At 59.7% G+C, this 22,780-nt stretch carries 18 protein-coding genes; 8 read left to right on the top strand and 10 right to left on the bottom strand.

Annotated elements, in window-relative coordinates:
* Nucleotides 1-21 precede the first annotated feature (21 nt).
* Nucleotides 22-999, top strand: coding sequence for a hypothetical protein (locus VGL38_06180; GenBank protein ID HEY3295004.1), 978 nt, complete (start codon nucleotides 22-24; stop codon nucleotides 997-999).
* A gap of 84 nt (nucleotides 1,000-1,083) precedes the next feature.
* Here VGL38_06180 and VGL38_06185 read toward each other — a convergent pair whose 3' ends face one another.
* The 4 genes from VGL38_06185 to hslV form a co-directional block, all read right to left on the bottom strand.
* Nucleotides 1,084-3,171: a hypothetical protein gene (locus VGL38_06185; protein ID HEY3295005.1), complete on the bottom strand. Its 2,088-nt coding sequence runs from the start codon at nucleotides 3,169-3,171 to the stop codon at nucleotides 1,084-1,086.
* Nucleotides 3,172-3,419: 248 nt separating this feature from the next.
* Nucleotides 3,420-7,085, bottom strand: a complete 3,666-nt coding sequence (locus VGL38_06190) for a C25 family cysteine peptidase (protein ID HEY3295006.1) — start codon at nucleotides 7,083-7,085, stop codon at nucleotides 3,420-3,422.
* 290 nt (nucleotides 7,086-7,375) lie between these two features.
* Nucleotides 7,376-8,770: an ATP-dependent protease ATPase subunit HslU gene (gene hslU, locus VGL38_06195; GenBank protein ID HEY3295007.1), complete on the bottom strand. Its 1,395-nt coding sequence runs from the start codon at nucleotides 8,768-8,770 to the stop codon at nucleotides 7,376-7,378.
* Between the two features lie 37 nt (nucleotides 8,771-8,807).
* Nucleotides 8,808-9,347: an ATP-dependent protease subunit HslV gene (hslV, locus tag VGL38_06200; GenBank protein HEY3295008.1), complete on the bottom strand. Its 540-nt coding sequence runs from the start codon at nucleotides 9,345-9,347 to the stop codon at nucleotides 8,808-8,810.
* A gap of 58 nt (nucleotides 9,348-9,405) precedes the next feature.
* Here hslV and VGL38_06205 point away from each other — a divergent pair, with 58 nt between their 5' ends.
* Together VGL38_06205 and VGL38_06210 are read left to right on the top strand one after the other, a co-directional pair.
* Nucleotides 9,406-9,891 carry an RNA polymerase sigma factor gene (locus VGL38_06205; protein ID HEY3295009.1) on the top strand — a complete coding sequence of 162 codons (486 nt, stop codon included), beginning with the start codon at nucleotides 9,406-9,408 and terminating at the stop codon, nucleotides 9,889-9,891.
* On the top strand, nucleotides 9,888-10,310 hold the full coding sequence (locus VGL38_06210) for a hypothetical protein (protein HEY3295010.1): 423 nt from the start codon (nucleotides 9,888-9,890) through the stop codon (nucleotides 10,308-10,310). Before VGL38_06205 ends, VGL38_06210 begins: the two co-directional genes overlap by 4 nt.
* A gap of 9 nt (nucleotides 10,311-10,319) precedes the next feature.
* On the opposite strand, the gene VGL38_06215 is transcribed toward VGL38_06210, so the two are convergent.
* On the bottom strand, nucleotides 10,320-10,736 hold the full coding sequence (locus tag VGL38_06215; protein HEY3295011.1) for a hypothetical protein: 417 nt from the start codon (nucleotides 10,734-10,736) through the stop codon (nucleotides 10,320-10,322).
* A 54-nt stretch (nucleotides 10,737-10,790) separates the two neighbouring features.
* Nucleotides 10,791-12,566, bottom strand: a complete 1,776-nt coding sequence (gene dnaG, locus VGL38_06220) for a DNA primase (GenBank protein ID HEY3295012.1) — start codon at nucleotides 12,564-12,566, stop codon at nucleotides 10,791-10,793.
* A 304-nt stretch (nucleotides 12,567-12,870) separates the two neighbouring features.
* Here dnaG and VGL38_06225 point away from each other — a divergent pair, with 304 nt between their 5' ends.
* Nucleotides 12,871-13,089, top strand: coding sequence for a hypothetical protein (locus tag VGL38_06225; GenBank protein HEY3295013.1), 219 nt, complete (start codon nucleotides 12,871-12,873; stop codon nucleotides 13,087-13,089).
* Nucleotides 13,090-13,118: 29 nt separating this feature from the next.
* Here VGL38_06225 and VGL38_06230 read toward each other — a convergent pair whose 3' ends face one another.
* From VGL38_06230 to VGL38_06245, 4 genes are all read right to left on the bottom strand, one after another.
* A complete protein-coding gene (locus tag VGL38_06230) occupies nucleotides 13,119-13,484 on the bottom strand; it encodes a four helix bundle protein (protein ID HEY3295014.1) in 366 nt (121 codons plus the stop codon).
* 28 nt (nucleotides 13,485-13,512) lie between these two features.
* Nucleotides 13,513-14,076, bottom strand: a complete 564-nt coding sequence (locus VGL38_06235; protein ID HEY3295015.1) for a LemA family protein — start codon at nucleotides 14,074-14,076, stop codon at nucleotides 13,513-13,515.
* Nucleotides 14,077-14,173: 97 nt separating this feature from the next.
* On the bottom strand, nucleotides 14,174-14,902 hold the full coding sequence (locus tag VGL38_06240) for a nucleotidyltransferase domain-containing protein (protein ID HEY3295016.1): 729 nt from the start codon (nucleotides 14,900-14,902) through the stop codon (nucleotides 14,174-14,176).
* A gap of 129 nt (nucleotides 14,903-15,031) precedes the next feature.
* On the bottom strand, nucleotides 15,032-15,784 hold the full coding sequence (locus VGL38_06245) for a TPM domain-containing protein (GenBank protein ID HEY3295017.1): 753 nt from the start codon (nucleotides 15,782-15,784) through the stop codon (nucleotides 15,032-15,034).
* Nucleotides 15,785-16,083: 299 nt separating this feature from the next.
* On the opposite strand from VGL38_06245, the gene VGL38_06250 reads away from it, so the two are divergent.
* From VGL38_06250 to VGL38_06265, 4 genes are all read left to right on the top strand, one after another.
* Complete coding sequence (locus tag VGL38_06250; protein HEY3295018.1) at nucleotides 16,084-16,800, top strand: HAD-IA family hydrolase; 717 nt, start codon at nucleotides 16,084-16,086, stop codon at nucleotides 16,798-16,800.
* A gap of 146 nt (nucleotides 16,801-16,946) precedes the next feature.
* The gene (locus VGL38_06255) at nucleotides 16,947-18,578 is read left to right on the top strand and encodes a right-handed parallel beta-helix repeat-containing protein (GenBank protein ID HEY3295019.1); all 1,632 of its coding nucleotides are present in this window, start codon (nucleotides 16,947-16,949) and stop codon (nucleotides 18,576-18,578) included.
* Between the two features lie 191 nt (nucleotides 18,579-18,769).
* Entirely contained in the window at nucleotides 18,770-20,881 is a 2,112-nt protein-coding gene (locus tag VGL38_06260; protein ID HEY3295020.1) for a T9SS type A sorting domain-containing protein, read from the top strand.
* A 119-nt stretch (nucleotides 20,882-21,000) separates the two neighbouring features.
* Nucleotides 21,001-22,779, top strand: a complete 1,779-nt coding sequence (locus VGL38_06265) for an FG-GAP-like repeat-containing protein (GenBank protein ID HEY3295021.1) — start codon at nucleotides 21,001-21,003, stop codon at nucleotides 22,777-22,779.
* Nucleotide 22,780 lies beyond the last annotated feature (1 nt).

Consider the following 22,780-nt stretch of genomic DNA (forward strand, 5'->3'; position numbering starts at 1 on the left):
CGGATACTTTCTAAAGGACCTATGCCGGACTATAGTTCGATTGTCACCCATTACGATTTTGACGGGCTGGGCAGCGCGGCGCTGCTCTCCTGGGCCTTTGATATCGAGGATATCCGCTTTGCCGGACCGATCACGATTTCCAAGGCGGAGATTTCCATCACGAAGGACGACATCGTCAGTGATCTGCCGTATCCTGTCGAGTGCGGCATGTGGTTCGACCATCACACGGGCAACCTTGCCGAGCTGAGTCTGCGCGGCATCGATCCGGCCACCATTCCCGGGCGGTTTGCTCCGGCTCCCTCCTGTGTGCGCGTGGTCTATGACTATCTGCTGGCCGAAGGCGATCTTCCCGAGGATTACGCCGAGCTGGCGCGCGAAGGCGATATCATCGACAGCTTCTCCTATCCGGATCTGGACGCGTGGCGCGCCGACACTCCCGCCAACCGCATTGACCGCGCCCTGAAGGCGTCCTCGGCCAGCCGCAAAGAGCAGGAGACTTTTCAGCGCGACGTAGTGTTCATGATGCGCGATCTGTCGCTCTCCGAAATCGCCGCCGACTCGACCGTCATCACTCGCGCCAAACGCTACGCCGCCGAAGAAGAGATGATGCTGGATACCATCCGCAAGTACGGACGGGTTCTGGGCGAGGCGGGCGAACTGTTTCTGGTGGACACGACGGGCTTTATGAATCCGGCGCGGATCGACAAGAAGCTGATCGGTCTGGTGCACCCCGAAGCCAAGGGCTATGTGGAGATGAAACCGGTATTCCGCAGCGGACAGAAGACGCAGGATCTCTCGGTGTCGCTGTCGCTCGCCTTATCTATGCAGCAGAGCGCCCACAAAAAGGATATGGGCGAGATCGTGCGTGACCTGAACATCGGTGACGGCCACATCGGCGCGTCGGCGGGTGTGTGGCGTTCATCGTCCACCCGCGAATTCCAAAGAGCCAAAGAGGAACTGCCGCAGAAGATTCTGGAGATCTGGACGGCGCAGGGGTAAAGAAGGTTGTCTTATCTGAGATATAAGAAGAGGCGCGTATCCACGCGCCTCTTCTCGTCTGCACATTTTCGAAACAGGGAGGGCTCAGTTGCCTCGATAGGTGTAGGTCCAGGTGTGACCGACATGCTTGTTGGTGATCCAGTAGGCGGCTCCCGGTGTGATATGCTCGAGAGAGCCGGCCCAGCCGCATTCCGCGGTGTTGCGGCTTGGTGTGCACGGCAGATACCTCCATGCAATATTACCGCCGGATTGAGCAACCACACGATCAGACTGGAGGAATGCGGTAGCGCCGGTGAAGCCATCCGTCGCGAGATTGAGGAGATTAATTGCCCGGTCCTGCGAATCCCGCCACGAAACCGGGATCCACGTCTCCCCGCCTTGCTCCGGGGGAGCGAGGATGTTCCGCGTGGCGTAGTAGCCCGAGTTGTTCACTTTCCCGGCGAGGACGATGACACGGTCGGCGCCCGACCTGTTGGCGTAGTAATAGGCGTAACCCGGGCGCATACCGGGATCGGTTTCCAAAGGACCGGTCCACGAGCAGGACGAGGCGGAATTCCGCCATCCGCCGGCTCCACCGCTCTGGGCGGAGATTCGGTCGGCTGTGCTGGGGGTGCCGCAGGCGGACTGATCGCGGATGATGTCGGAGGGGGCATAGCTGACGGTGCCCCATTGCGGAACGCCGTTCACGGTTTGCCAGAAGTCAAAGGGCAAGCCGAAACAGGTGGTGACTGTTTGAGCGCCGCCGGTGCAGGTGAGCGCCACGTACCCGACGGTGTCGGACCAGGCCGACGTGGCGGGCGGGTCGGTGTAGCTGCAGTACGCTTTCACCACATAGTACATACGGGGATTTGACGGCAGGTTGTCATCCACGAACTCCGGTGTGTTGAGCCCGCCAGTCGGGTAGGCCCAGGGATCGCTCTCTCCCATGGGCGAGATGCCGATATCCCAATGATCCACGTATGCCGGCTGATCCCAGGAGACGGTCACGTAGTTGTTCTGGCCGAAACGGGTGATGACCACATGGGGTGTGTCGAGGCCGTTCAGGACAGAGACCGTGAGTCCGTACCACGGATAGCCGCTCGCCGTGCAGGCGAGAATGAGTTGATTGTCGGCGGTCTCCACCATGCTGGAGAGTGTGTTCTCCTGGCTTGAAGGCAAAGGGGCAAAGGTCCATTGCAGGTTGCCGCTCAGGTCATAGCACAGGATCACGCTCTGCCTGCTTTCGCCGATGTCGTCGGTGCTGAATCCTCCCACCACGATGTTGCCGAGCTGCGAGTAGAGAACCGTTGACCCGTAGCTCCAGTGATCGGAGTCACCGTTCCAACGTTCCCACACGCGGGCACCGCTCGCATTGAAGCGCACCACGAAGAACCGCATCGACTGTGTGCCAATGTACGCAGAGCCGGTCACCACATAGCCCCCGTCGGGAGTCTGCACCACATCGGCAACCTCACGGGTCGTGTCCGGCGAGATCAGGCTGGTCGTCCATACGATATGGCTGTCCGCCTGCATTTTGCACAGGAAGACGCCGGTAGTGCCATTATGCGTATCGCCTGTGATGATGAACGCGCCGTCACTCGTGGGTTTGATTGCCCGGGCGATGGTGCTACCGAGTGCGATGCCTAAATGCCGGTCCCACAGCTTGGTGCCGTTGAAACCCGTCTTGACGATGTAGGGAAAGTTCGTGTTGCCGGTGTTGTGAGTTTGCCCGACAAACAGGTAGCCGTCGTCCGCGACGGCCACATCCCAAGCCGACCCTCCGGCGGCCATTCCCGGATCGCTGCTGTGATATTCCGTGAACCACTCCTGAACACCGTCCTCGTCCACTTTCCAGCCTTCAAAAGGATCGCTACAGGAGAGGATGAACCCGCCGTCCGACGTTGGAGTGATTCCGGTCGCGGAGGCCACGTTCGCCGGATCGTTACTGTCTTGTTCCCATACCAACGTGCCGGAGGCGTCCGTCTTGTAGAGATAGCGATCCGTGTTCGTCGGGAAGTCGCCGCCGATGTAGCCCGCGAAGACGAAGCCGCCGTCGGCGGCTCGTGCCACATCCGAGAATTGAGTGTACTCTGCTGTCAGGGTGTGGGACCAGAGCGTTCCCGGTCGCCGCTGGGCCAGTCCGGAGGAAACAACCGATAAACACAACAAAACCAGAATACCGAACCGTTTCATGAGTGCCTCCATCGGTTAAAAGTGTTTGCAGAACTGTGTCTGTCGCGATACGAGCACTCCCATCATACTTACCCTATATGGCGCTCTATACCGCACATGAATTATACATTCTTATGACCAATGAGTCAACAAGAAAATCAGTTCATCGGAAATTTCCAGGAAGAATCCTCGATCATCGGAAAACCACAGAGATAGAAAAGGCGACCGAAAGGTCGCCTTTTCTATCTCTGCTTATGAGATTCAGCAGCTTACTTAATCAGCATCAGCTTGCGCACCTGCGTGTTCGAGCCGGCGGTCAGGCGGGCAAAGTAGAGGCCAGATGGCAGATTGGTCGCGTTAAAGGAGACCGTGTAGGTTCCCGCAGCGCGGTGACCGTCCACCAGTGTGGCCACATCGCGGCCGAGCATGTCATACACCCGCAGCGTCGCATTCCCGGCGCGGGGCAGATCAAACTGCAGTTCCGTCGTCGGGTTGAACGGATTGGGGTAGGCCTCGTGCAGGGCAAACTGCTTCGGCAGAGGTTTGACGACCGGATCGGCGGCGTTGAAGTTGTCCGGTGCCTGAGTCGTGATGCGGATGGCGCGTCCCGGCCGCATCGTGTCGACGGACGCAGGGAAGACGTTGGCAAAGGTGAGCGTCATGCCGCGTTCATGGTAGGAATCTTCCCAGCCCACGGTCGCGTAGTTGTTGCCATCATTGCCCGCGTTGTCGAAGAACACCGAGGCATACTGGAGGAGAATGCTGCCGTCACCGGAGCTGGGATACTCCAGAATCGCTTCGAAGGTACAGGAGTCGTTGTCAGGATGGCCGCCGGAAAGCCCGGCACGCAGGAACGTCCGCCACTGGATGATGAAGCGGTTCGGGTTGGTATCGTACCGCGTCCAGATGTAATGCAGCGTGTCGTTATTGGGCATGGTGCGATCGCCCGTCAGATCGGTCCACAGCGGAGCAACCAGTGACGGCGAGCCGATCGGCGATGGCAGTTCCCAATTGCGGAACTCGGGGAGACGCGGCCCCTGCTGGAAGCTGAACCAGCCGTTGGAGCAAACCCAGACGCTGTCATAGGCTTGGCCGTAGTACGTGAAGGGGGCGGGCAGGGGCATCGTGAAGTACGTATCATCCCGCACCTGATGGGCTACCGCACCACTGCCGCCGCGTGCCGGATCCAGTTCCACCCAGTTGTAGGTTGGGGTAGCGCCGAAGCCGTTGTCGATATCTTCGTAGGCGTAGTAGCCGTAAGCATCCGGACCCGTGGGGGCGTGCGTCGTAACCACGCCTGTGGGCAGCAGATAGAAAGCCTGCGCGCAAATCACGCCGTTCTGGCGGAATTCAAAACGCAGCGTGATTTGACGGCCCGGGGTGACGCCCGAAGGAACCGTCGCGTTGAAGGCGGTGCCGCTCTCCAGAGTGTCACCCACATTCAGCGTGGTCCAGTTGGCCGTGCCGTTGGGGAAGGAGATGGCGTTGTCCCAGGAGCTGACCGTGACCGTCATGTTGGCCGCGGCCTGACCGCCGACATTGGTGGCCGTGATGTACACCGGAATATTGCTTTCGCCGGCCTCAAGGATTCCATTGCCGCCATCGGCCACGCGCAGCGAGGTGATAACCATCTGCGGTGCGGCGATCGGCACTTCGATTTCACGGGTCACACTGTTCGAGCCGTCCTGCAGCACAACACTCAGGTGCGGATGTTCGCCGTTAAACAGCTCGCCGGACAGGGCAATGGCCAGCGACGTACTGGTTCCCGACTCATTGGGTTGCAGCGTCGACACTGTGCCGCTGCCCGAGGTAACGGTGATGCGCGAATCGAGGGAGGTGACCGTCGCCGTCAGCGTGGCAGGAGACGTGCCCACATTCTGAACGGACAGAGTGTAGTTGATGGTCTCGCCGGGATTAGGACGGTTGTCGCCGCCATCGGACCAGGTGATGCCGGTGACCTTGGGGTCGAAGGCTGTTGCACCAATGGGAATATCAATCCGCTGCATGAAGTTGGCACTCTTCCAGACGGTGAGTTGCGCCGTCCCCGCGGCGGAGAAGTTGGCCGGCAGATTGGCATGGCCACCGCCATCGGTGCGCGCCGACTGCACCTCATCACTGCCCGCCACCCGCAAGGTGACCATGGCATTACCCACCGGGTTGCCGCCGGAGGTGACGGTAATCGGCACCAGCGTCTGGCCGATGGTCAGGTTGCTGGGATTGGTGACCGCCATCGTACCGGGGAGACCGATGTAAAGCTGCGTTTCCGGATCACCCAGCAAATTAAACACGTGCATAATATAATAGTAACCCGAGGCGTGCTCCTGGCCGTTGCCATTATTACGCTCCATGGGGAACTGCCGCCAGCCTTCCATCTTTCCTGCGACTAACAGCGCGCCTGCGCTGCGGATGCCGCCCATCATGATGCCTTCCACAATGCCCGCAAGAATCGCGTTGTTGTGGCGGGTGTTGGTATGGAGGTCCGAAGCGCCGATGTAGATGATGCCGCCCTTGGGCTGGGTGACCGAGCCGCAGCCGGTGGTGAACATTTCACCGAGGCAGGAGCCGGCGTCGAAGCCGAAGTTGCCGCTGCCGCACACGATGGCAAAGATCGCCGGGGTGCGGCGGTAGTTGTTGAGCTGGCTGGCATCATTGTTTCCGAAGATCGGATATTGCCAGGCCTGAGATCCCGCCCAGCCGCGATAGATTACCGCGCACACTCCCGAGTCGATATCCTGACGGATGGGGACAGTGTACTGGTGGGGATCGTCGATGCTGTTATGGTAATAGAAGGTGTCGGCGTTGGTGATAAAATTGTCGCGCATCATGCGGTCGCGCGCCCAATTCACGTTCCACACCGGGGTAACGGGATAGGTGCCGTCGGTGGCGAAATTGCCCGCGACGCATGTCATGGATTGGAACCAGTGCGTGTTATCGATGTAGGGGTTGGTCTCATAGCTCACCACCTTGGCAAAATAGGCGGCGTACTGCGCGCCGAACCGTCCCGACACGCGTCCGCCGAGCACATCCGGAAGAGGATCCGTGCCATTTAGGCGGTAATAGCCATTGTCTCCCACCGAACTCTCGTTGCCGACTTCTGGATTGTCCAGCTTGAAAGTGGCCATCTCCAGCGTGTCGCCGATGATCATGACATACTCGAGGTCGCGCATGCTATGATCATTATAGGCAGCCTGGATCGCGCTGCGAACATTGTCCGTGCTGCGGTTGGTGAGGCCGACAATCTGCAACTGGTAGCCTTTGCGCTTCTTCAGATCCATCCACTGCTGCCAGTAGGTCAGGTTGGCCATACTGTCCAGACGCGACTGCGCGGCCACGACCAGAAAACGGCCGGGAGTGCGCTGGGCGACTTCCGGATACAGATCGTCGAGGTTGGCGACCAACTGGCGGTAGAGCGGATAGAAGGCCGAGGACATGGTCATCGGATCGTTGATCTCATTGGGACCGGCGCCGGTGGTGGTCTCGACGTCAGCGCGAATGCGGCGAACCGTGCGGATCGTGCCGGAGGCGTCACGCATGAGAGCGCGGTAGTTCAGAGTCACAATGCGGAGGTCATGGAATGCAGCGGGCTCGCTGAGCATTACCAATTCTTCGGGAGAGGAGGCGATGTCCTGCGCGGCAAGGCTCATCGTCGTCTGAATCGCGTCACCCAGTTCATAATCCTGAACGTGGGCTACGGGACGTCCATGTCCGGCAATGGCGAGGATCGTCCCCAAGCCATCCGAGGGACGGTCACCCATGTCCATACTGGACAACCGAGTGTGGAGGGCGGCCTGATCAAAGTCCGCCGCCACCACCGTTTGATGGGAGGATGCGGCGAGAATTTGGGTACTCAGGATCTTTTCCGGAGCTTCTGCGGCAAAGGCCAACAGCGGCAACAGAATTACGCCCAAAAGTAAAAACCAAGATGCTTGTCTCATGGAGCTACTCCTTGTATGTTGAGGGCTGGCGTAGATTGCATGGGTGAGTGCAAAGAAATTGGAGAAGTATGCAGACTTTGCGTAATTGGGGGACGTGACCATGAGTAACGACACTGACTACCGTGTAAAATCAATATCTTAAAACCTGGTGGCGTCGGTGCCGATACTCATTATCGCAAAGCTTGGGCCGGAAGAGGGAAGGGCTAAGGGCTAAGGGATAAGGGATAAGGGATAAGTAGGTGCGGTGTGGTTTCAGCCTCTTTCTTCGGCCCTTATCCCTTAGTCTTATCTTAGAGGATGAACCGCGAGAGGTCCTCGTCCTCGGCGATGTCGGCGAGCATCTTGATGACGCGTTCCTTGGTGATCGAAATCTTGGCGCTCTTTACCTGCGGTGCGTCGAACAGAATGTCATCGAGCAGCGTGGTCATCAGGGTATGCAACCGGCGCGCACCGATGTCTTCCGTGCGCTGGTTGACTTTGTGGGCAATGTTGGCGATTTCCCGCAGGGCATCCCGCGTGAAAGTCAGGATGATTCCTTCCGTAGCCAGAAGGGCCGTATATTGCTTGACCAGCGCATTCTTCGGTTCGGTCAGGATGCGCAGAAATTCCTCCGCCCCGAGCTTTTCCAACTCCACACGGATCGGAAAGCGGCCCTGCAATTCGGGGATCAGATCCGAGGGTCGCGCCACGGTAAAGGCTCCGGCGGCGATAAACAGGATGTGATCGGTATTGACCAGGCCGTATTTGGTGGTCACGGTGGTGCCTTCCACTACGGGCAGAATATCGCGCTGCACGCCGCTGCGGCTCACGTCGGGGCCGCCGTCGCTTTCGGAGGGCGCGGCGATCTTGTCGATCTCATCGAGGAACACGATGCCCGCGGTCTCTGTGCGGCGCACGGCTTCGCGGATCACGCGGTCCATGTCAATCTGCCGCTCCAGTTCCTCTTCGGTGATGTAATCACGCGCCTCGGCTACGGTGACTTTCCGCCGCCGCATCCGCCGTCCGCCGTCGCCGCCCATCAAGTCCGGCAGACTGAAGCCCATCTCTTCGATCCCTTGCGAGGAGAAGATCTGCATCAGCGGCATCTGGTCTTCGGGGACTTCCAGTTCGACGGTTTCGGCATCCAGAAGACCGGCCATCAGCTCGACGCGCATCTTTTCACGCTGCCGGCGGCGGCGGTCCTGCTCGGCCCGGCGTGTGCGCCGGCCCGCTTCATTGTCTTCTCCACGGCGACGCCGCGAGCGGGGCGCAGGCAGCATCAGGTCCAGCAATCTCTCCTGTACCGAGTGCTCGATCAGAATCTGCAGGGCTTCGCGCTGCTCGGCCTTGACCTTGGCCACCGCCGTGTCCATCAGATCGCGGATCATCGACTCGACGTCGCGGCCCACATAGCCGACCTCCGTGTACTTGGAGGCTTCCACCTTGATGAACGGCGCACCCGCGAGGTTGGCCAGGCGGCGCGCCAGTTCGGTCTTGCCCACGCCGGTGGGGCCGATCAGAATAATATTGTTGGGATAGATTTCCTGGCGGAGTTCACCCTCCACCTGCTGGCGGCGCCAGCGGTTGCGCAGGGCGATGGCCACGGCGCGCTTGGCGCCGGTCTGGCCGATAATATACTTGTCCAGCTCCCGGACGATGTCGGCGGGAGTCAGTTGTTTGATCGGGGATGCAATCGGAGGATTCATCAGTAAAACCTCGCTGGACAGTTCGGGAGAGGTTTCGTTAATCGAGTTCTTCAACAGTGATATTGGAGTTGGTGTAGATACAAATTTCGGACGCGATCTGCAGGGATTCCTGCGCGATCTCGCGCGCGGACTTATCGGTGAACTTCATCAGGGCGCGGGCCGCGGCAAGGGCATAGGGACCGCCCGAGCCTAAGGCCATCACTTCATCGTCGGGCTCCACAACCTCGCCCAGGCCGGAGAGCATGAACATCTTGTCGTTGTCGATCACCACCATGTCGGCTTCAAGCTTGCGCAGGTTGCGATCCATCCGCCATTCCTTGGCGACTTCGATCACCGAGCGGGTCAGGTCGCCGTTGTACTGCTTGAGCTTGCTTTCGAACAGTTCGAGCAACGCGAGGGCATCCGCCGCCGCGCCCGCATAGCCCACCAGCACTTTGCCGTCGAACAGCTTGCGCACTTTCTTGCCGCCGCCTTTAATGATAATATCTTCGAGCGTAAGCTGGCCATCACCGGCAATCGCGGCCTTGCCGTTGCGGCGGAGCGCCAGAATAGTCGTTCCATGTAAATCGGGTCGCATGAATCTTATCCTGATGTAACTTTTAACGGTTTCGGTTATATTATGTCCGGAACCCAATATGATCAGCTTTCACGACCTTTATCAGCGCCATGCGCAGGATGTCTACCGCTTTGCCTACTGGCTGTGCGGGGATGTCGCCGAAGCCGAGGACATTGCGGCCGAGACCTTTGTGCGCGCCTGGACCGCCTCCGATCATCTGCAAACACAGACAGTTAAAGCCTACCTGCTGACCATTGCCCGCCATCTGTATCTGCAAGGGCGCAAACGTCAGGCACGGCAGGTGGCATTAGATGAACAGATGGAATCCGCCACGCCCGATCCGGCGCAAGCCGCAGAGACCCGCAGCGAACTGGATGCAGTCGCCAAAGTGCTAAGTACGCTGCCGGACGTTGACCGCGCCGTGCTGCTGATGCGGGCTCAGGATGGCATGAGTTATGAAGACATTGCTGCGGCAAGCGGAATTTCCGTGGCCGCCGCCAAAGTCAAAGTTCACCGCGCCCGGCTTAAACTTGCCCGGCTGCGCACACCCGAGGAACCCCGATGAACAGCCCTGTTTCCCGCGACGTGATTCTCGACCTGCTGCCGGCCTACCTGGCCGGTGATGTCAGCAGCGATTCGCGCGCACTGATCGAAAACTACATGCAGCAAGATCCCGAGTTCGCCGCGCTGGTGAAGCGGGAATCCAAATCTACCCTGACACCTGCCGCACCGCCCGCCATGCGCCGTGACGTGGAGATGGACGCGCTGCGCAAAACCAAGCGGCTGCTGCGCCGCCGCGCGTGGTATGTGGGTCTGGCGATCTTCTTCAGCCTGACCACCATCTCTTATCAGTACGGACCGGAAGGTTTCAAATGGACCTTCGCCGATGCGCCCGCCGCCTCCGTGCTTTGTGCGCTTGTGGCTCTGGCGTTCTGGGGAATCTACTTCCGCAGCAGGCAGCGGATGAAAACCATCGGCGTCTGATGCCGGATTTTAGCGCGCGGACGCGCCCATCATCGCGCCGCCGGTATCATTGCCCTTGGAGCGGTGCTGGCTGAGAATCGAGATGACAAAGAACGTGGCGATGCCCACGCCCACTCCGGCGATGACCAGCGCCCGGGTGCTGGTATCGGTCTGCCGCACCCGCAGCAGGCAGACGGAGTCGAGGGGCACGCGGCGCGGCCGCAGCTCGGAAAAGTCATTGCGGATACTGCCCACCACCATCCGCCCCTGAATGGTCGCCGGATCCTCGTCATCGAAGCGCACGACGCTACTGTCGGTCTTGATCGCATAGGCGATCTCCCACTCCGGCTTCACGTCTTGCGGCTTGTAAGGCTTCAGCGTGTAGCACCCGATCTCGAAAAATGCAAAGCTGACAAGCAAAACAACAGCAACTAACCGCTGGAACATAAGCCACCCCTTTCGGCTCAAAGTTGTTTTCTGCCCCCGAAACCTGCCCCTGATCTACGTCGGCTTGCGCCGCAACTCTTTTTCCTTCTTCATCAAATTCTGCATCTGAGTCAGCAGATCCATATCGTCGGGTGATTTGGTCAACCGGCGTTTGAGATCCGCCAGCTCCTCGCGCACACGGTCGGCTTCGAGGTTGCGCAGGCTGTCCAGCACAAACTGCCGGTCCGCATCCAAGGCGCGGTCGGCGTCTTCGGATTCTCCGGACTCGAAGAGCGAGTCACTGACAAAATCGCGCAACGGCGGTTCGACAAACACGTCGAGCAGCGCCACCGGTTCGCGGCCATCCCCGTGCCGCCATTCCTCATACATCACCTTGAACAGTTCGCGCATGGTGGGATCTTCAATCCGCAGCGAGGCCCAGTTGGCGAAGGCCACGGGCCGCAGTTCAGGCCGGCGGATGAGCGTCCGGGCCAGGTCGGTGAGAATTCCCGGCGGCGGCCAGTTGGTGCGCGGGGGCGTCACCTGCTGGCTGTCCTGGCGAATTGGCGCGCGCGATCTGTCCAGTTCGCGGCGCATGGCATCGAGGCTTACGCCCGTTTGCTCGGCGGCTTCCCGCAAAAACACATCCTGCTCTACCGGGCTCTCGATCAGCGCGGCGCTCTCCACCAGCCGCCGCGCGGCTTCGGAAGCGTTGCGTCCGGAGTGCTTGGCCAGCAGAAGCTGGAACTCGGCAGGAGAGAGGGCAGATTCATTCTTGAGCTTCCACACCGCTTCCCCGCCGTGCTTGCGCACATAGGAATCGGGATCTTCCTCCGGCGGAAGAACAATGACGCGCGGCGATGTTCCCGCGGCCAGCAGCACGTCAATCGCCCGCCGTGCTGCGCCCAGCCCCGCGTTATCCCCGTCGTACAAAATGTACACGTTCTGCGCAAACCGCTTGACCAGCCGCGCCTGATTCTCCGTCAGGGCCGTGCCCAGAGAAGCTACCGCGGTACTGACTCCGGCCATCACCAGAGACAGGCAGTCGGTATAGCCTTCCACCAGCATCGCTTCTTCGCGCGTGCGGATGTCATTGCGTGCTTCCCACAGTCCGAATAATTCCCGCCCCTTGCGGTAGACGGCGCTCTCCGGGGAATTGATGTACTTGGCGGTCTCCGCCTCATCCCGCAGCCGCCGTCCGCCGAAGGCAATCACCCGGCCCGCCAGATTGCGGATGGGAAAGATGATGCGGTGTCGATAGGCGTCGTAGTACCGTCCGTCTTTCTCTTTGAGCAGACCCGCCTGCAGGAAAACCGTCGTTGGGATTCCGGTTGATCTGGCGAACTTGGTGAATTCATCCCAGGAGTCCGGCGCATAGCCCAGCAGATAGCGCTCGATCACGGCGCTGCCGTAGCCCCGGGACTCCAGATAGCGGCGCGCTTCCTCGGCGCCGGCGGAGCGGCCATCGGTGAGCTGCTTGTAGAAGAAGTCCCGCGCCAGCCCGTTGGCCTTAACCAGTTGCTCGCTTTCCGACTCCTCTTCATCGCTGCCGCCGCGCATGGCGGGCAGTTCAATGCCCGCGCGTTCGGCCAGCATCTTCACCGCTTCGGTGAAGGAGACGCGCTCCATCTCCATCAGAAAGCTGAACACATTGCCGCCGCGCCCGCAACTGAAGCAGTGGAAAATCTGTTTGCCCGTGTGCACCGAGAAACTGCCCTGGGTCTCGGCGTGCCACGGACAGAGCCCAAACCAGTTCTGACCCCGCTTCTTCAGCGCAACATAGCCCTGCACCACCGTCAAAATGTCGGTCGCCGAACGGACTTCCTCGATCTTGTGTTCCGGTATTTTCACAGGGTATGAGTTTTGACAAACGGTGATCGATACAGCCGGACGGGCAGGGCGGATTCTTATCCTCTTTAGATTTTGCCCGCAGACCTCTATCCCCCGGCCCCCGCCTTCGTCGAGGTCCGGGACCTTTCCCCATGAAATAGGGAAAGGGGAGAAAGAGGGACCGCGCGGCCTTCCGCGCTGTCCCCCCGCCGAAGGCGGCCCCGTGATCCAACGCACTGCGTTGGGGTGCAGGGGTTACCCCTGCGGTGGCACCGGCTTTGCCTTATAGGGGTACAGAGATACGACGCAAAGCCGAAAGAGAATCATGCAAAAAGAACCTAAGTCCCCGGCGTGGCTGTCACTTGTAGAACGCGCCCCGGAAGATGGACCGCTGCTGCGACTGATGATGTTGAATCCGATGAACAGCGAGATGTGTGTTTTTGTCAACGGGTTGATCGACACCGACCCCGACGGCTACGCACCATCGGCTGCGGACCTGCACACCTTTGCGTACTCGGATGCAAGGATGAAGGATGAAGGATAAAGGATAAAGGGAAGAGGAACTCATCCTGATCACGCGGACTCCTTCTGCTTGACCCGTTTGGTCATGGTCACGATGATAGCGGTCAGTTGATCCGCTTCATCCATGAGGGGCTTTAGTCTGTCGGGTTCGATGAGTTTGACGTCGGACAACAGCTCCAACCAGTAAGCCGTTTCATCCAGTTCCTGCAAGGCTCCTTCTAATTTACTGATGAAGTCGGCGTTTGATTTGGCCCGGCATGCTTCACGGTACTGCGCGCCGACCGAAGTGCCCGAGCGCAATATCTGTTTCCCCAAAACGTGAGCGGGATCGCTCTGGGGAAGAGCCATATAAAGACGAATAATGCGGTGCGCGAATCCGCGTGTACGGTCCCGCAGACTCTGGATGTCTTTATTCATCCTTCATCCTTCCGCCTTCATCCTTGTCTTAGAATTTCACCTTCGGTGCCGTCCTTGCTTCGGCGGGGGCTTCGAGCAGCGGGCGGCGCTGGAAACCGAAGATTCCGGCGACCATGTTGCCCGGCACACGGCGGATGCGCTTGTTGAACTCGGTGGCGACTTCATTGTAGCGGCGGCGTTCCACGGCGATGCGGTTTTCCGTACCCGATAATTCATCCTGTAAGGCCAGGAAATTCTGATTGGCCTTAAGCTGCGGATAGGCTTCCGCCACGACCAGCAACCGGGACAACGCTCCGGTGAGCTGGTTTTCTGCATTAATCCGGCTCTCGGGAGTCGTGGCCTGGCCCACGCGCGAACGGGCCTCGGTCACCTGTGTCAGAACGTCTTTTTCATGGGTCGCATATCCCTTGACCGTTTCCACCAGGTTGGGAATCAGATCAAAGCGCCGCTGCAACACCACGTCTACCTGCGCATAGGCCTTATTCGCTTCCTCGTCTAAATTGACAAGGCTGTTATACGTCCCGTAAACCCACATGCCGATCACCAGCGCAAAGCCGACGATCACCAAAAGTAAGATCGCGAAAGCCCTCATGGGAGCCTCCTTAAGAAAATGCTGAAATACTGAAAATCTGAAATGTTGAAAGACGAGGGCCGTTTCTTCGGTTGCATCCCTCCGCCTTCATTTCTTCTTATTCGTCCGGCAGACTGTCAAAATAGCGGACTAAAGAGCGGGCCTGTTCGATGTATTCGAGAATCAGGGGCAGCAGTTCGGCGCGGTCAACTTTTTGTCCCTGCTTGGCCATGCCGCGTAATCTCTTCCAGACCATCGGCGCAAACCAGGTCAGTCGAGACAGCTCCACAAAGGCTTCATCGAGGGACAGCGGATCAACCGACCGCCGGTTCAGCAGGGCCGCGCCGCGCAGCAGCGCCAGATAGCCGGGCACGGTTTCGCAGATCAGGGCCTCGTAGGCCTTATCCTTTCCGCCCGAAGCCATCCAGCGGCGCTTCAAATAGATGGTCTTTTGCCGGGATTCATGCTCCAACTCGTTGCGCACTTCCTTCCAATCCGGAGAGTATCCCTTAAACGGATCATCGCCCAAAAGGATCTTGTGGGTGCACGCCATCTCCGCCAATTCGAGGGCAAAGGTGTCGGCACTGCGCTGAAGTTGTGGAAATTCAAAGATTACCGGGGCCGTTGCCCCCAATTTTTGCCAGCCGGGGACGACACTTAGGAGCGGTTTGATCGAGGTGGCGTGGCTGTCCTTGACCACCATGAAGAGATTGATGTCACTTCGGGCGTGGGCTTCTCCCCGGGCATGAGAGCCATAGAGCACCAGAGAGAGCAAATTCTCCCCCAGCGCCGCCTTCGCCTCGCCAGTAATCTGCTCTAACCTCTTGGAAACATCGGTGTCTGCCATATGTGCTCTCCGATTGAAGAAAAATCTGAAAGGCTGAAAGGCTGAAAATCTGAAAGGAAAGAGGTTGGCTGCGTTCGGCGGGGTGTCCGCCTTTCAGCCTTTCAGTATTTCAACATTTCAGCGTTTTCTTCAGTAGCCTCCGCTGCTGCCGCCTCCGCCGGACATGCCGCCGCCGAAGCCTCCAAAGCCGCCTCCGCCACCACCGCCGCCCCAGCCTCCACCACCGAAGCCTCCTCCGATGAACGGGCCTCCGATAAACGGACCGCCGCCGCCCCGGTAGCGATTCTTGCGGGAGATGGCGATGAGGAAGATTATCCCAAAGAAAATCAACAACGGCAAGGGTAAACCCCGGCCCCGACGGCCTTGGCCGTTGGTCTGGGGCACCTGTACTTGAACGCCGGAAAGGGAGGAAAGGGTGACGTTCTTATCCTTGGCGATAATCGAGGCCAGCGCGGCTACCGCGCCAAGGTATGCCTCTCCGTACTTGCCTGCCTGCAACAGAGGGTTCATGATGTCGCGGCGCACCCGCCCGGCTACGGCATCGGGAATAATCGGTTCGAGTCCATAGCCAACTTCAATCCGCACCTTGCGATCCGTGATGGCGTTGACAATCAGAATTCCGTTATTGACACCCTTCTGCCCGGGCATCCACTGATCAAACAGCCGGGTCGTAAATCCGTCAATTTCATCACCTCCGAGGTCCGGAAAGGCCGCCACCGCGATCTGTGCGCCGGTCTTCTGGTCGAGCTCCTGGCAGATGGCCATGATCTGGTTCTTGGATGCCTCGTCTATGACCTGAGCGAAGTCGTTGACGTATCCGGTCGGGCGGGGCAACGGTTTGTCGGCTGCCAGAAGTGACGCAAAGAGGAATAAAACAAGCACAACCGCGCCCAAGGCCATCCGACAATGCGGTGCCCCAAAGCGGCCCTTGGCAGGGAATTTTGTGTCAACTTGTTTATTCATCGAAATTTGCATGAACTCTCAATATAGGAATCCCCCTCCATATTGTCAAGGCAAAGCAGGCCGCTAACCCTGTTCAATATCTTTCTGTTCTTAGCTGACCACAGGCAGTTGATCACAGCAAATGCAATCTTGACTTGCTTTTCCCCAGTGGAGTTGGTAAATTGCTATATTAGGTTAATCGCGTACAGATTGGGGACTTACATGGGAGCCGCCGTCGCATGATCCGTGGCGTGCTGTTTGATCTGGATAACACGCTGCTGGATTTCATGCGTGTCAAGCGCGCCTCCATCGAGGCCGCAGCGGCTGCTATGGTCGATGCCGGAATGCCGATGCCGTGGCAAGAAGCTTTCGAAGAGATCTACCGCATCTACGGGGAAGTGGGCATCGAGCATCAGGAGATCCTCGACCTCTTTTTGAAGCAGCGCTTCGGCGGCATCGAATTCAAATGGCTGGCTGCCGGGATTGTCGCTTACCGCCGGGCGCGTAACGGCACCATGGTGACCTATTCCCATGTGCGCGGCACGCTGACCGAACTGGTGCGGCGCGGCCTCGAACTGGCGGTGATCAGCGATGCGCCGCGCCTGAACGCATGGCTGCGGCTCTGCCAGCTTGAACTGCACCACATGTTCGATCCGGTGGTGGCCTTCGAAGACACTGGACACCGCAAGCCGTCTCCCATGCCGTTTACCCGCGCCCTGCAACTGATGGCCCTGAAGCCCCATGAAGTGATTATGATCGGCGACTGGCCGGAACGCGACATGGTGGGGGCCAGCCAGATGGGCATCAAAACGATTTTTGCGCGCTATGGCGACACCAAAGGCGTCACCCTGAGCGGCGCGGACTATGAGATTGATGATATCAGCCAGATTTTGCAGGTTCTTGACCGGATCGAGCACGAGGACGTGCTGAAGGACTTCCCCGGCGAGAAGCCATAAGCCGCCTGTGTCGCCGATAAATGATGACCTTACCGATGAGATAAGAGAAGCAACTGAAGCCCGGATGACGGAAGGAGAGAGCCGGCTCCGGCAATGGCGTGCCGTCGCGAACAGAGGTCCATAACTCCGGACAGGAGGTCCGGTCTATGATGCGGTTGATCAGTCTTTTTATCCTGACGATCCTTGTGATGAGCGCCACCGCCTTGGCGGACACGACTTGGGTGGCGGGGGGCAGTGCCGTTTCCGGTCAGTGGAGCGATGTGGGCAGTCCCTATATTATTCAGGGGGATATCCACATTGCGCCATTCGACACCCTGAAGGTCGGCCCCGATGTATTGGTCTTCTTTGACCGCCTCGGGCGGTTCACGGTCGAAGGCGTCCTGCTGGTCTCCGGCACCCCCGGCGCGGAGGTGTGCTTCACCGCCGACACGCTGGCCAACACGCTCAGTTGGGGCGGCATCCGTCTCATCTCACCTACGGGAGTCAGCCAGTTTGCGCATGCGATCATCCAGTACGGGCATGCCCTCGCCTCCGGCGAGTTCGGCTTCGGCGGCGGTATTTACTGCAATGGCGCCAACATTGTCATGAACAATTGCACGGTGCGCTGGTGCCGGGCCACCTCGGGGCAGGGAATCTACCTGTCCAATCACTCGACGGCGACGCTGGCCGAGTGCACCATCCGCGAAAACGGCTCGCCCGACGGCCTCGGCGGCGGTTTCTATCTCCGGAACGGGTGCACGGCGACACTGGCCGATTGCTATGTGTCGCGCAATCAGGCTCTCTACGGCGGCGGCATGTCGGTGGATGCGTCCACGGTTACTCTGACGCGCTGCCATATCAGCAAGAACAATGCAGTGGTGTCTGGCGGCGGCCTTTTCTGTTCCACGGCATCCGTCGTCAACGCGTCGAACTGCCTCTTCCTCGCCAACTCCTCCATGGGCGGCGGCGCGATGGATGGCCGGTTCGAAGTGAATTTGCTGATGGACCATTGCCTCATCGAAAGCAACATCGCCATGCGGCAGGGTGGAGAGGGACCGGGCGGCGGTCTGGCCTTTGCCGGCGGCCATCAGCGGGTCACCAACTGCACCTTCGTCAACAATGCGGCGGGTCAGGGCGGTGCCGTCTGGGCCGGCGCCAATACGGTGCTGGAAAACTGCATTTTCGCCTTTCAGGTGGCCGGCGGCGGCGTCCGCTTCCCTTATGCGGGCTCTACGCTGCAGTTCTGCTGCTTTGCCAACAATGAAGACGGCGACATCACGGGCACGCTCGGTCCCATCGGCGTCGGCGGCGTCGCCTACACCAATGCCAACGGTGATTCCTGCGACCGCTACCAGAATCTGTTTCTCAACCCCCGGTTCGACGGCAGCGCCACTCAGGCCTATCACCTCGCCGCGGGATCTCCCTGCATCAACTCCGGCAGTCCCGTCACCGCGCACGATCCCGACGGCACGATTGCCGATATGGGAGCCTACTACTACGATGGCCTCCGGGCCGATGAGCCCGTCACGCTGCATCCGTCGTCGTTTGCGCTGTCGTCCTATCCGAATCCCTTCAACCCGTCCACTTCCCTGCACTATGACCTCGCGCATAGTGGGCCGGTCTCGCTCAGAATTTTCGATCTGATGGGGCGGCAAGTGGCGGTGCTGGAGAACGGTCCGCGTCTCGCCGGGAGTTATACCGTGACCTGGGATGCGTCGTCCCAGCCCTCCGGCAGCTACTTTGCCGTGCTCGAATCGGCAGGGCTGCACCGCACGCAGAAACTGCTGTTGCTGAAGTAAAAAAAACCTGCTTTCGCCCTGCCTGCATGGTTCCCGCCCTGCAGGCAGAACCGCTCGTTGCACCTTGATTGTCAATCCAAGCTGGACATAACGGGGAACTCTATTCGACTGATTTTGCATTCCCGACGTACTGCAGAATAGATCCAGGAACACTGCTCCTCCAAAGGGAGCAAATCAACGTGGAGGTCATCATGAAGACTCTGGGACTGATTTTCTGCTGTCTCGTGTTTGCCGCAGCGGCATTTGCCGTCAGCGGGCCGTCGCAGCCTTTTGTGCGCGGGAACGGCAATGATGGATCGCTGGACACGCGCTGGGGTCCGGACACTTACGGGTACACGGCGCGGGATACTCTGGAAGCGGACGGGCCGCATCGGGGCTGGATGGACATCAGCGCCACCGGCACACCGGTCACCGGACTGGCGGACGACAACGTTGTGGGACCGTTTCCCATCGGTTTTGCGTTCCACTACTACTGGTATGATGTCACCCAGTTCTGGATCGGTTCCAACGGCTACATCAAGTTCTCCAGTGCCGGGCAGCTCGCCCAGCCGATTCCGACCTTCCCCACGGCGACTGCGCCCAATGACATCATCGGCCCGTATGTGGCGGACTGGATCCTGGGCGGCACCGAACCCGGACGCTGTTACTATGAAACGCGCGGCACCGACTCGCTGATCGTGATGTGGAAGAACATTCGCGCCTGGGGCACGGGCGGCAACGTCGGCGACCACAACTTCGAACTGATTCTCTCCCGTCTCGATTCGAGCATCACCTTCGAGTACGGCACCATGACCACGGGCGACGTCTCCAATACCAGCATCTCGGTGGGCATGGAGAACGTCACCGGGCAGATCGGCATCTCCTGCTATCACAATGCCTATCCGCCGCAGAACAATGCCATCAAGTTTTACTATCCGGCCTCGACCACCTATGTCGCCCATGACATGGCCGTCGGCGCCGTGCAGAACCCGATTTCCGGCGGGTTCTTTATGCTCGTAGGGGATACCCTTCATCCGTGGCTGTCCGCGCACAATGTGGGCAACCAGAACGAGGCCACATTCCGTGCGGTCTATTCGGTGCGCAGCAACAGCAACACGCTGCTGGCCGCCGCCGACTCCACCGTCGGCCCGCTGGCTCCTTCCGCTTTCCTGAATATTCAGTATCCGCCGCTGTGGGTTGCGGGCGCGACCAATGTCTACAAGATCATGGGCCGCGTGAACATGACCGGGGACATCAACCACACCAACGATTCGACGCAGGTGCAGTTGCATACCCTGACGCTCCCCGGCGAACTGTACTACGACGACAACGGCGACGAGCAAGACTGGAGCTGGGACGGTGGCAACGGCGGCATGGCCAACCAGTTCGTGCCCCCGGTTTATCCGGTGCGGATCACGCATGTGAGGTATTACCTCGGCGCGGCGACGGCCGGATTCACGGCGAGGATTTTCGCGGACAGCGCCGGCGCGCCGGGCCGCCAGTTGTGGTCGCAGGACGTGCCGACCCCGACCGCTAATGCGTGGAACGACTTCACGCTGACCGATACCGTGCGGATTGATTCCGGCGCATTTTATGTGGCGTGGACGCAGACCGCAGCCGGCGCCACCTTTGGGATTGATACCACGACCACGCAGGGCGTCTCCCGCCGCACGTGGGAGTTCGCCGGCGGTTGGGCGGAATTCCGCGAAGGCCAGGTGGCCAACGCCATGATCCGCTGCACCATCGCCAGCGGCGCGCCCGACCGTCCGCCGGTCATTTCCGCGCACACGCCGACGACGCTGGACACCGCCTATCAGGATTCGACCTATCATTTCACCGTGACCGCGTCCGATCCGGATAACGATTCGCTGCGCTATCGCTGGACCCGCAACGGATCATTGGTCGGCAATAACAGCAGCGCCAATATTCTGTTCCCGAGTCTCGGCGCCACGGTGGTCAAGTGCGTGGTCTCCGACGGTCAGCTCGCGGACAGCGTGATGTGGAACGTCATGGTGGTCGAAACGCCGAACGCGGTGGGAGATCCGACCTCTACCCTCCCGGTAAGCTTCGCCCTGCGCGCCGCCTATCCGAATCCTTTCAACCCCTCGACCTCCCTCAGCTATGACATCGCCCGCGAAGGAGACGTCACGCTGAAGATCTACGACGTGCTGGGGAACGAAGTCACGACGCTGATCAACACCCGTCTGGCCGCCGGTCGCTATACGGCGCAGTGGAATGCCTCGGCCAACGCCTCAGGCACCTACTTTGCCGTGCTGCAGGCCAAGGACGTGCGACTGATGCAGAAGCTGCTTCTCATGAAATAACCGACGGTTTGTAAAGAGCACCGCGCGGAGGGCGAACCCTCCGCGCGGTGGCTCTCGTCCTATCTTAAACTTATGACTGCTCTTATTCGCTGACGGCGTATCGCACGGGAGGCATAAAAATGTGGCGTTTCTGGGGTATTCCGCTCGGTCTATGTATGATCTTAATGCCGGCCTTTGCGCAGACGTTTTCCCGCATTACGGACGGCGTGGAAGTCACCGACACCTGCGACTCGCGCGCAGTGAACTGGATCGACTACGACGCCGATGGTGACCTGGACCTGTTTGTGACCAACGGGACTCAGGGCGGGGCGAACAATTTCCTGTACCGCAATGACGGCGGGACCTTTACCCGGCTGACAGGCGATTCCATCGGCAGCGATCATCGCAGTTCCGACGGCGCCACGTGGGGCGACTTCGACAACGACGGCGACCTCGATTGTTTCGTTGCCAACTGGTACAACCAGAACAATCTTCCGTACCGAAATAACGGCGACGGCAGTTTTACGCTGATCACCGGTAGTCCGCTCTTTACCGACCGGGGCTACAGCGAGAGTGCAAGCTGGTGCGATTACGACGGCGATGGTCTGTTGGATCTTGTGGTGGCCAACAGCGCCGGACTGCCGCTGGTGAATTTCCTCTATCATAATGACGGCGGCGGCACCTTTACCCGCGTGACCGACGGCCCCATTGCCAACGATGCGACCTATCCCTCGCGCTGTCCGGCGTGGGCAGACTATGACAACGATGGCGATCAGGACTTGCTGATTGCCAACGAGGATCTTCACAACGAGTATCTTTATCGCAATGACGGCGGCGGAACGTTTGTACGGATCACGGCAGATCCCTTAGTGCAGGCCGGGGGCAGCACCACCAGCGCAAGTTGGGGGGACTATGACAACGACGGCAATCTGGATGTGATTCTGGCCAACGCGGGATCCTTCGACGGCCCCTGCGGCGAAGCGGAGGCGCTGTTTCGCGGCAATGGTGATGGAACGTTCACCCAAGTCCACGATAGCGCGATTGCGGCGGCGGGCGGCTGTTCTTTCGGGTCGTTGTGGGGAGATTTCGACAATGACGCGGACCTTGACCTGCTGATCACCAATGGCTTCGATGCCGGTGGCAACGCCAACTTCTATTTTTCCAATAACGGCGACGGTAGCTTTACACGCGTGACCGATGGCCCGCTGGCGACCGATTCGGGCTGGTCTTACGGCTGCGCGGCGGCGGATTTCGACCGCGACGGCGACTTGGACATCTTTGTGGCCCACTGGCAACCGTCCGGCGATCACAATGCCTTTTACCTCAATCATGCCACCGGTGAAAACGCCAATCATTGGCTCACGTTAAAACTGGCGGGCACCACATCGAATCGCTCGGCCATTGGGGCGCGAGTCCGCGTCAAGGCGCACGTCGGCGGCAGGGACGTGTGGCAGATGCGCGAGGTTGCCGGACAGTCGGGGTACTGCGGGCAGACGCTGGAGCAGCATTTCGGGTTGCGCGATGCGGCCATCATCGACTCTCTGTGGATTCGCTGGCCATCGGGCCTCGTGGAAACGTACACGGGAATTGCGGCGAACCAGTATTTGACCATCACGGAAAATGGCGGCTATACCGCCGTCCAAAAGCCTGCCCGTCCGCTGCCGCTGCACACGGCGCTGGTGAGCAGCTTTCCCAACCCTTTCAACGCGGGAACCGAGATTCGTTTCACCCTGCCGCAGCCGGCGCAGGCCCACCTGACCGTGTATGATCTTACCGGCAGGCAGGTAGCTCTGCTGCTCGACGAGTTTCGCGCCGCGGGAGACTTCCGCGTTCTGTGGAAGGCGGAGGCCCGGGCAATCTGTCACTGGCCAGCGGGACGTATTTCTGCCGGCTGGAAGCCGGGCCGTATGTGGCCGTGAC

It is taken from the genome of bacterium, assembly GCA_036504735.1.
GTDB lineage: Bacteria > Electryoneota > RPQS01 > RPQS01 > RPQS01 > DASXUQ01.

Coding starts and splice junctions, on each gene's coding strand:
- VGL38_06265 (HEY3295021.1), top strand. CDS start 21,001: ATGTGGCGTTTCTGGGGTATTCCGCTCGGTCTATGTATGATCTTAATG.
- VGL38_06185 (HEY3295005.1), bottom strand. CDS start 3,171: ATGAAACGGTTCGGTATTCTGGTTTTGTTGTGTTTATCGGTTGTTTCC.
- VGL38_06230 (HEY3295014.1), bottom strand. CDS start 13,484: ATGAATAAAGACATCCAGAGTCTGCGGGACCGTACACGCGGATTCGCG.
- VGL38_06260 (HEY3295020.1), top strand. CDS start 18,770: ATGAAGACTCTGGGACTGATTTTCTGCTGTCTCGTGTTTGCCGCAGCG.
- hslV (HEY3295008.1), bottom strand. CDS start 9,347: ATGCGACCCGATTTACATGGAACGACTATTCTGGCGCTCCGCCGCAAC.
- VGL38_06210 (HEY3295010.1), top strand. CDS start 9,888: ATGAACAGCCCTGTTTCCCGCGACGTGATTCTCGACCTGCTGCCGGCC.
- hslU (HEY3295007.1), bottom strand. CDS start 8,770: ATGAATCCTCCGATTGCATCCCCGATCAAACAACTGACTCCCGCCGAC.
- VGL38_06255 (HEY3295019.1), top strand. CDS start 16,947: ATGATGCGGTTGATCAGTCTTTTTATCCTGACGATCCTTGTGATGAGC.
- VGL38_06190 (HEY3295006.1), bottom strand. CDS start 7,085: ATGAGACAAGCATCTTGGTTTTTACTTTTGGGCGTAATTCTGTTGCCG.
- VGL38_06205 (HEY3295009.1), top strand. CDS start 9,406: ATGATCAGCTTTCACGACCTTTATCAGCGCCATGCGCAGGATGTCTAC.
- VGL38_06225 (HEY3295013.1), top strand. CDS start 12,871: ATGCAAAAAGAACCTAAGTCCCCGGCGTGGCTGTCACTTGTAGAACGC.
- VGL38_06235 (HEY3295015.1), bottom strand. CDS start 14,076: ATGAGGGCTTTCGCGATCTTACTTTTGGTGATCGTCGGCTTTGCGCTG.
- VGL38_06215 (HEY3295011.1), bottom strand. CDS start 10,736: ATGTTCCAGCGGTTAGTTGCTGTTGTTTTGCTTGTCAGCTTTGCATTT.
- VGL38_06240 (HEY3295016.1), bottom strand. CDS start 14,902: ATGGCAGACACCGATGTTTCCAAGAGGTTAGAGCAGATTACTGGCGAG.
- VGL38_06250 (HEY3295018.1), top strand. CDS start 16,084: ATGATCCGTGGCGTGCTGTTTGATCTGGATAACACGCTGCTGGATTTC.
- VGL38_06180 (HEY3295004.1), top strand. CDS start 22: ATGCCGGACTATAGTTCGATTGTCACCCATTACGATTTTGACGGGCTG.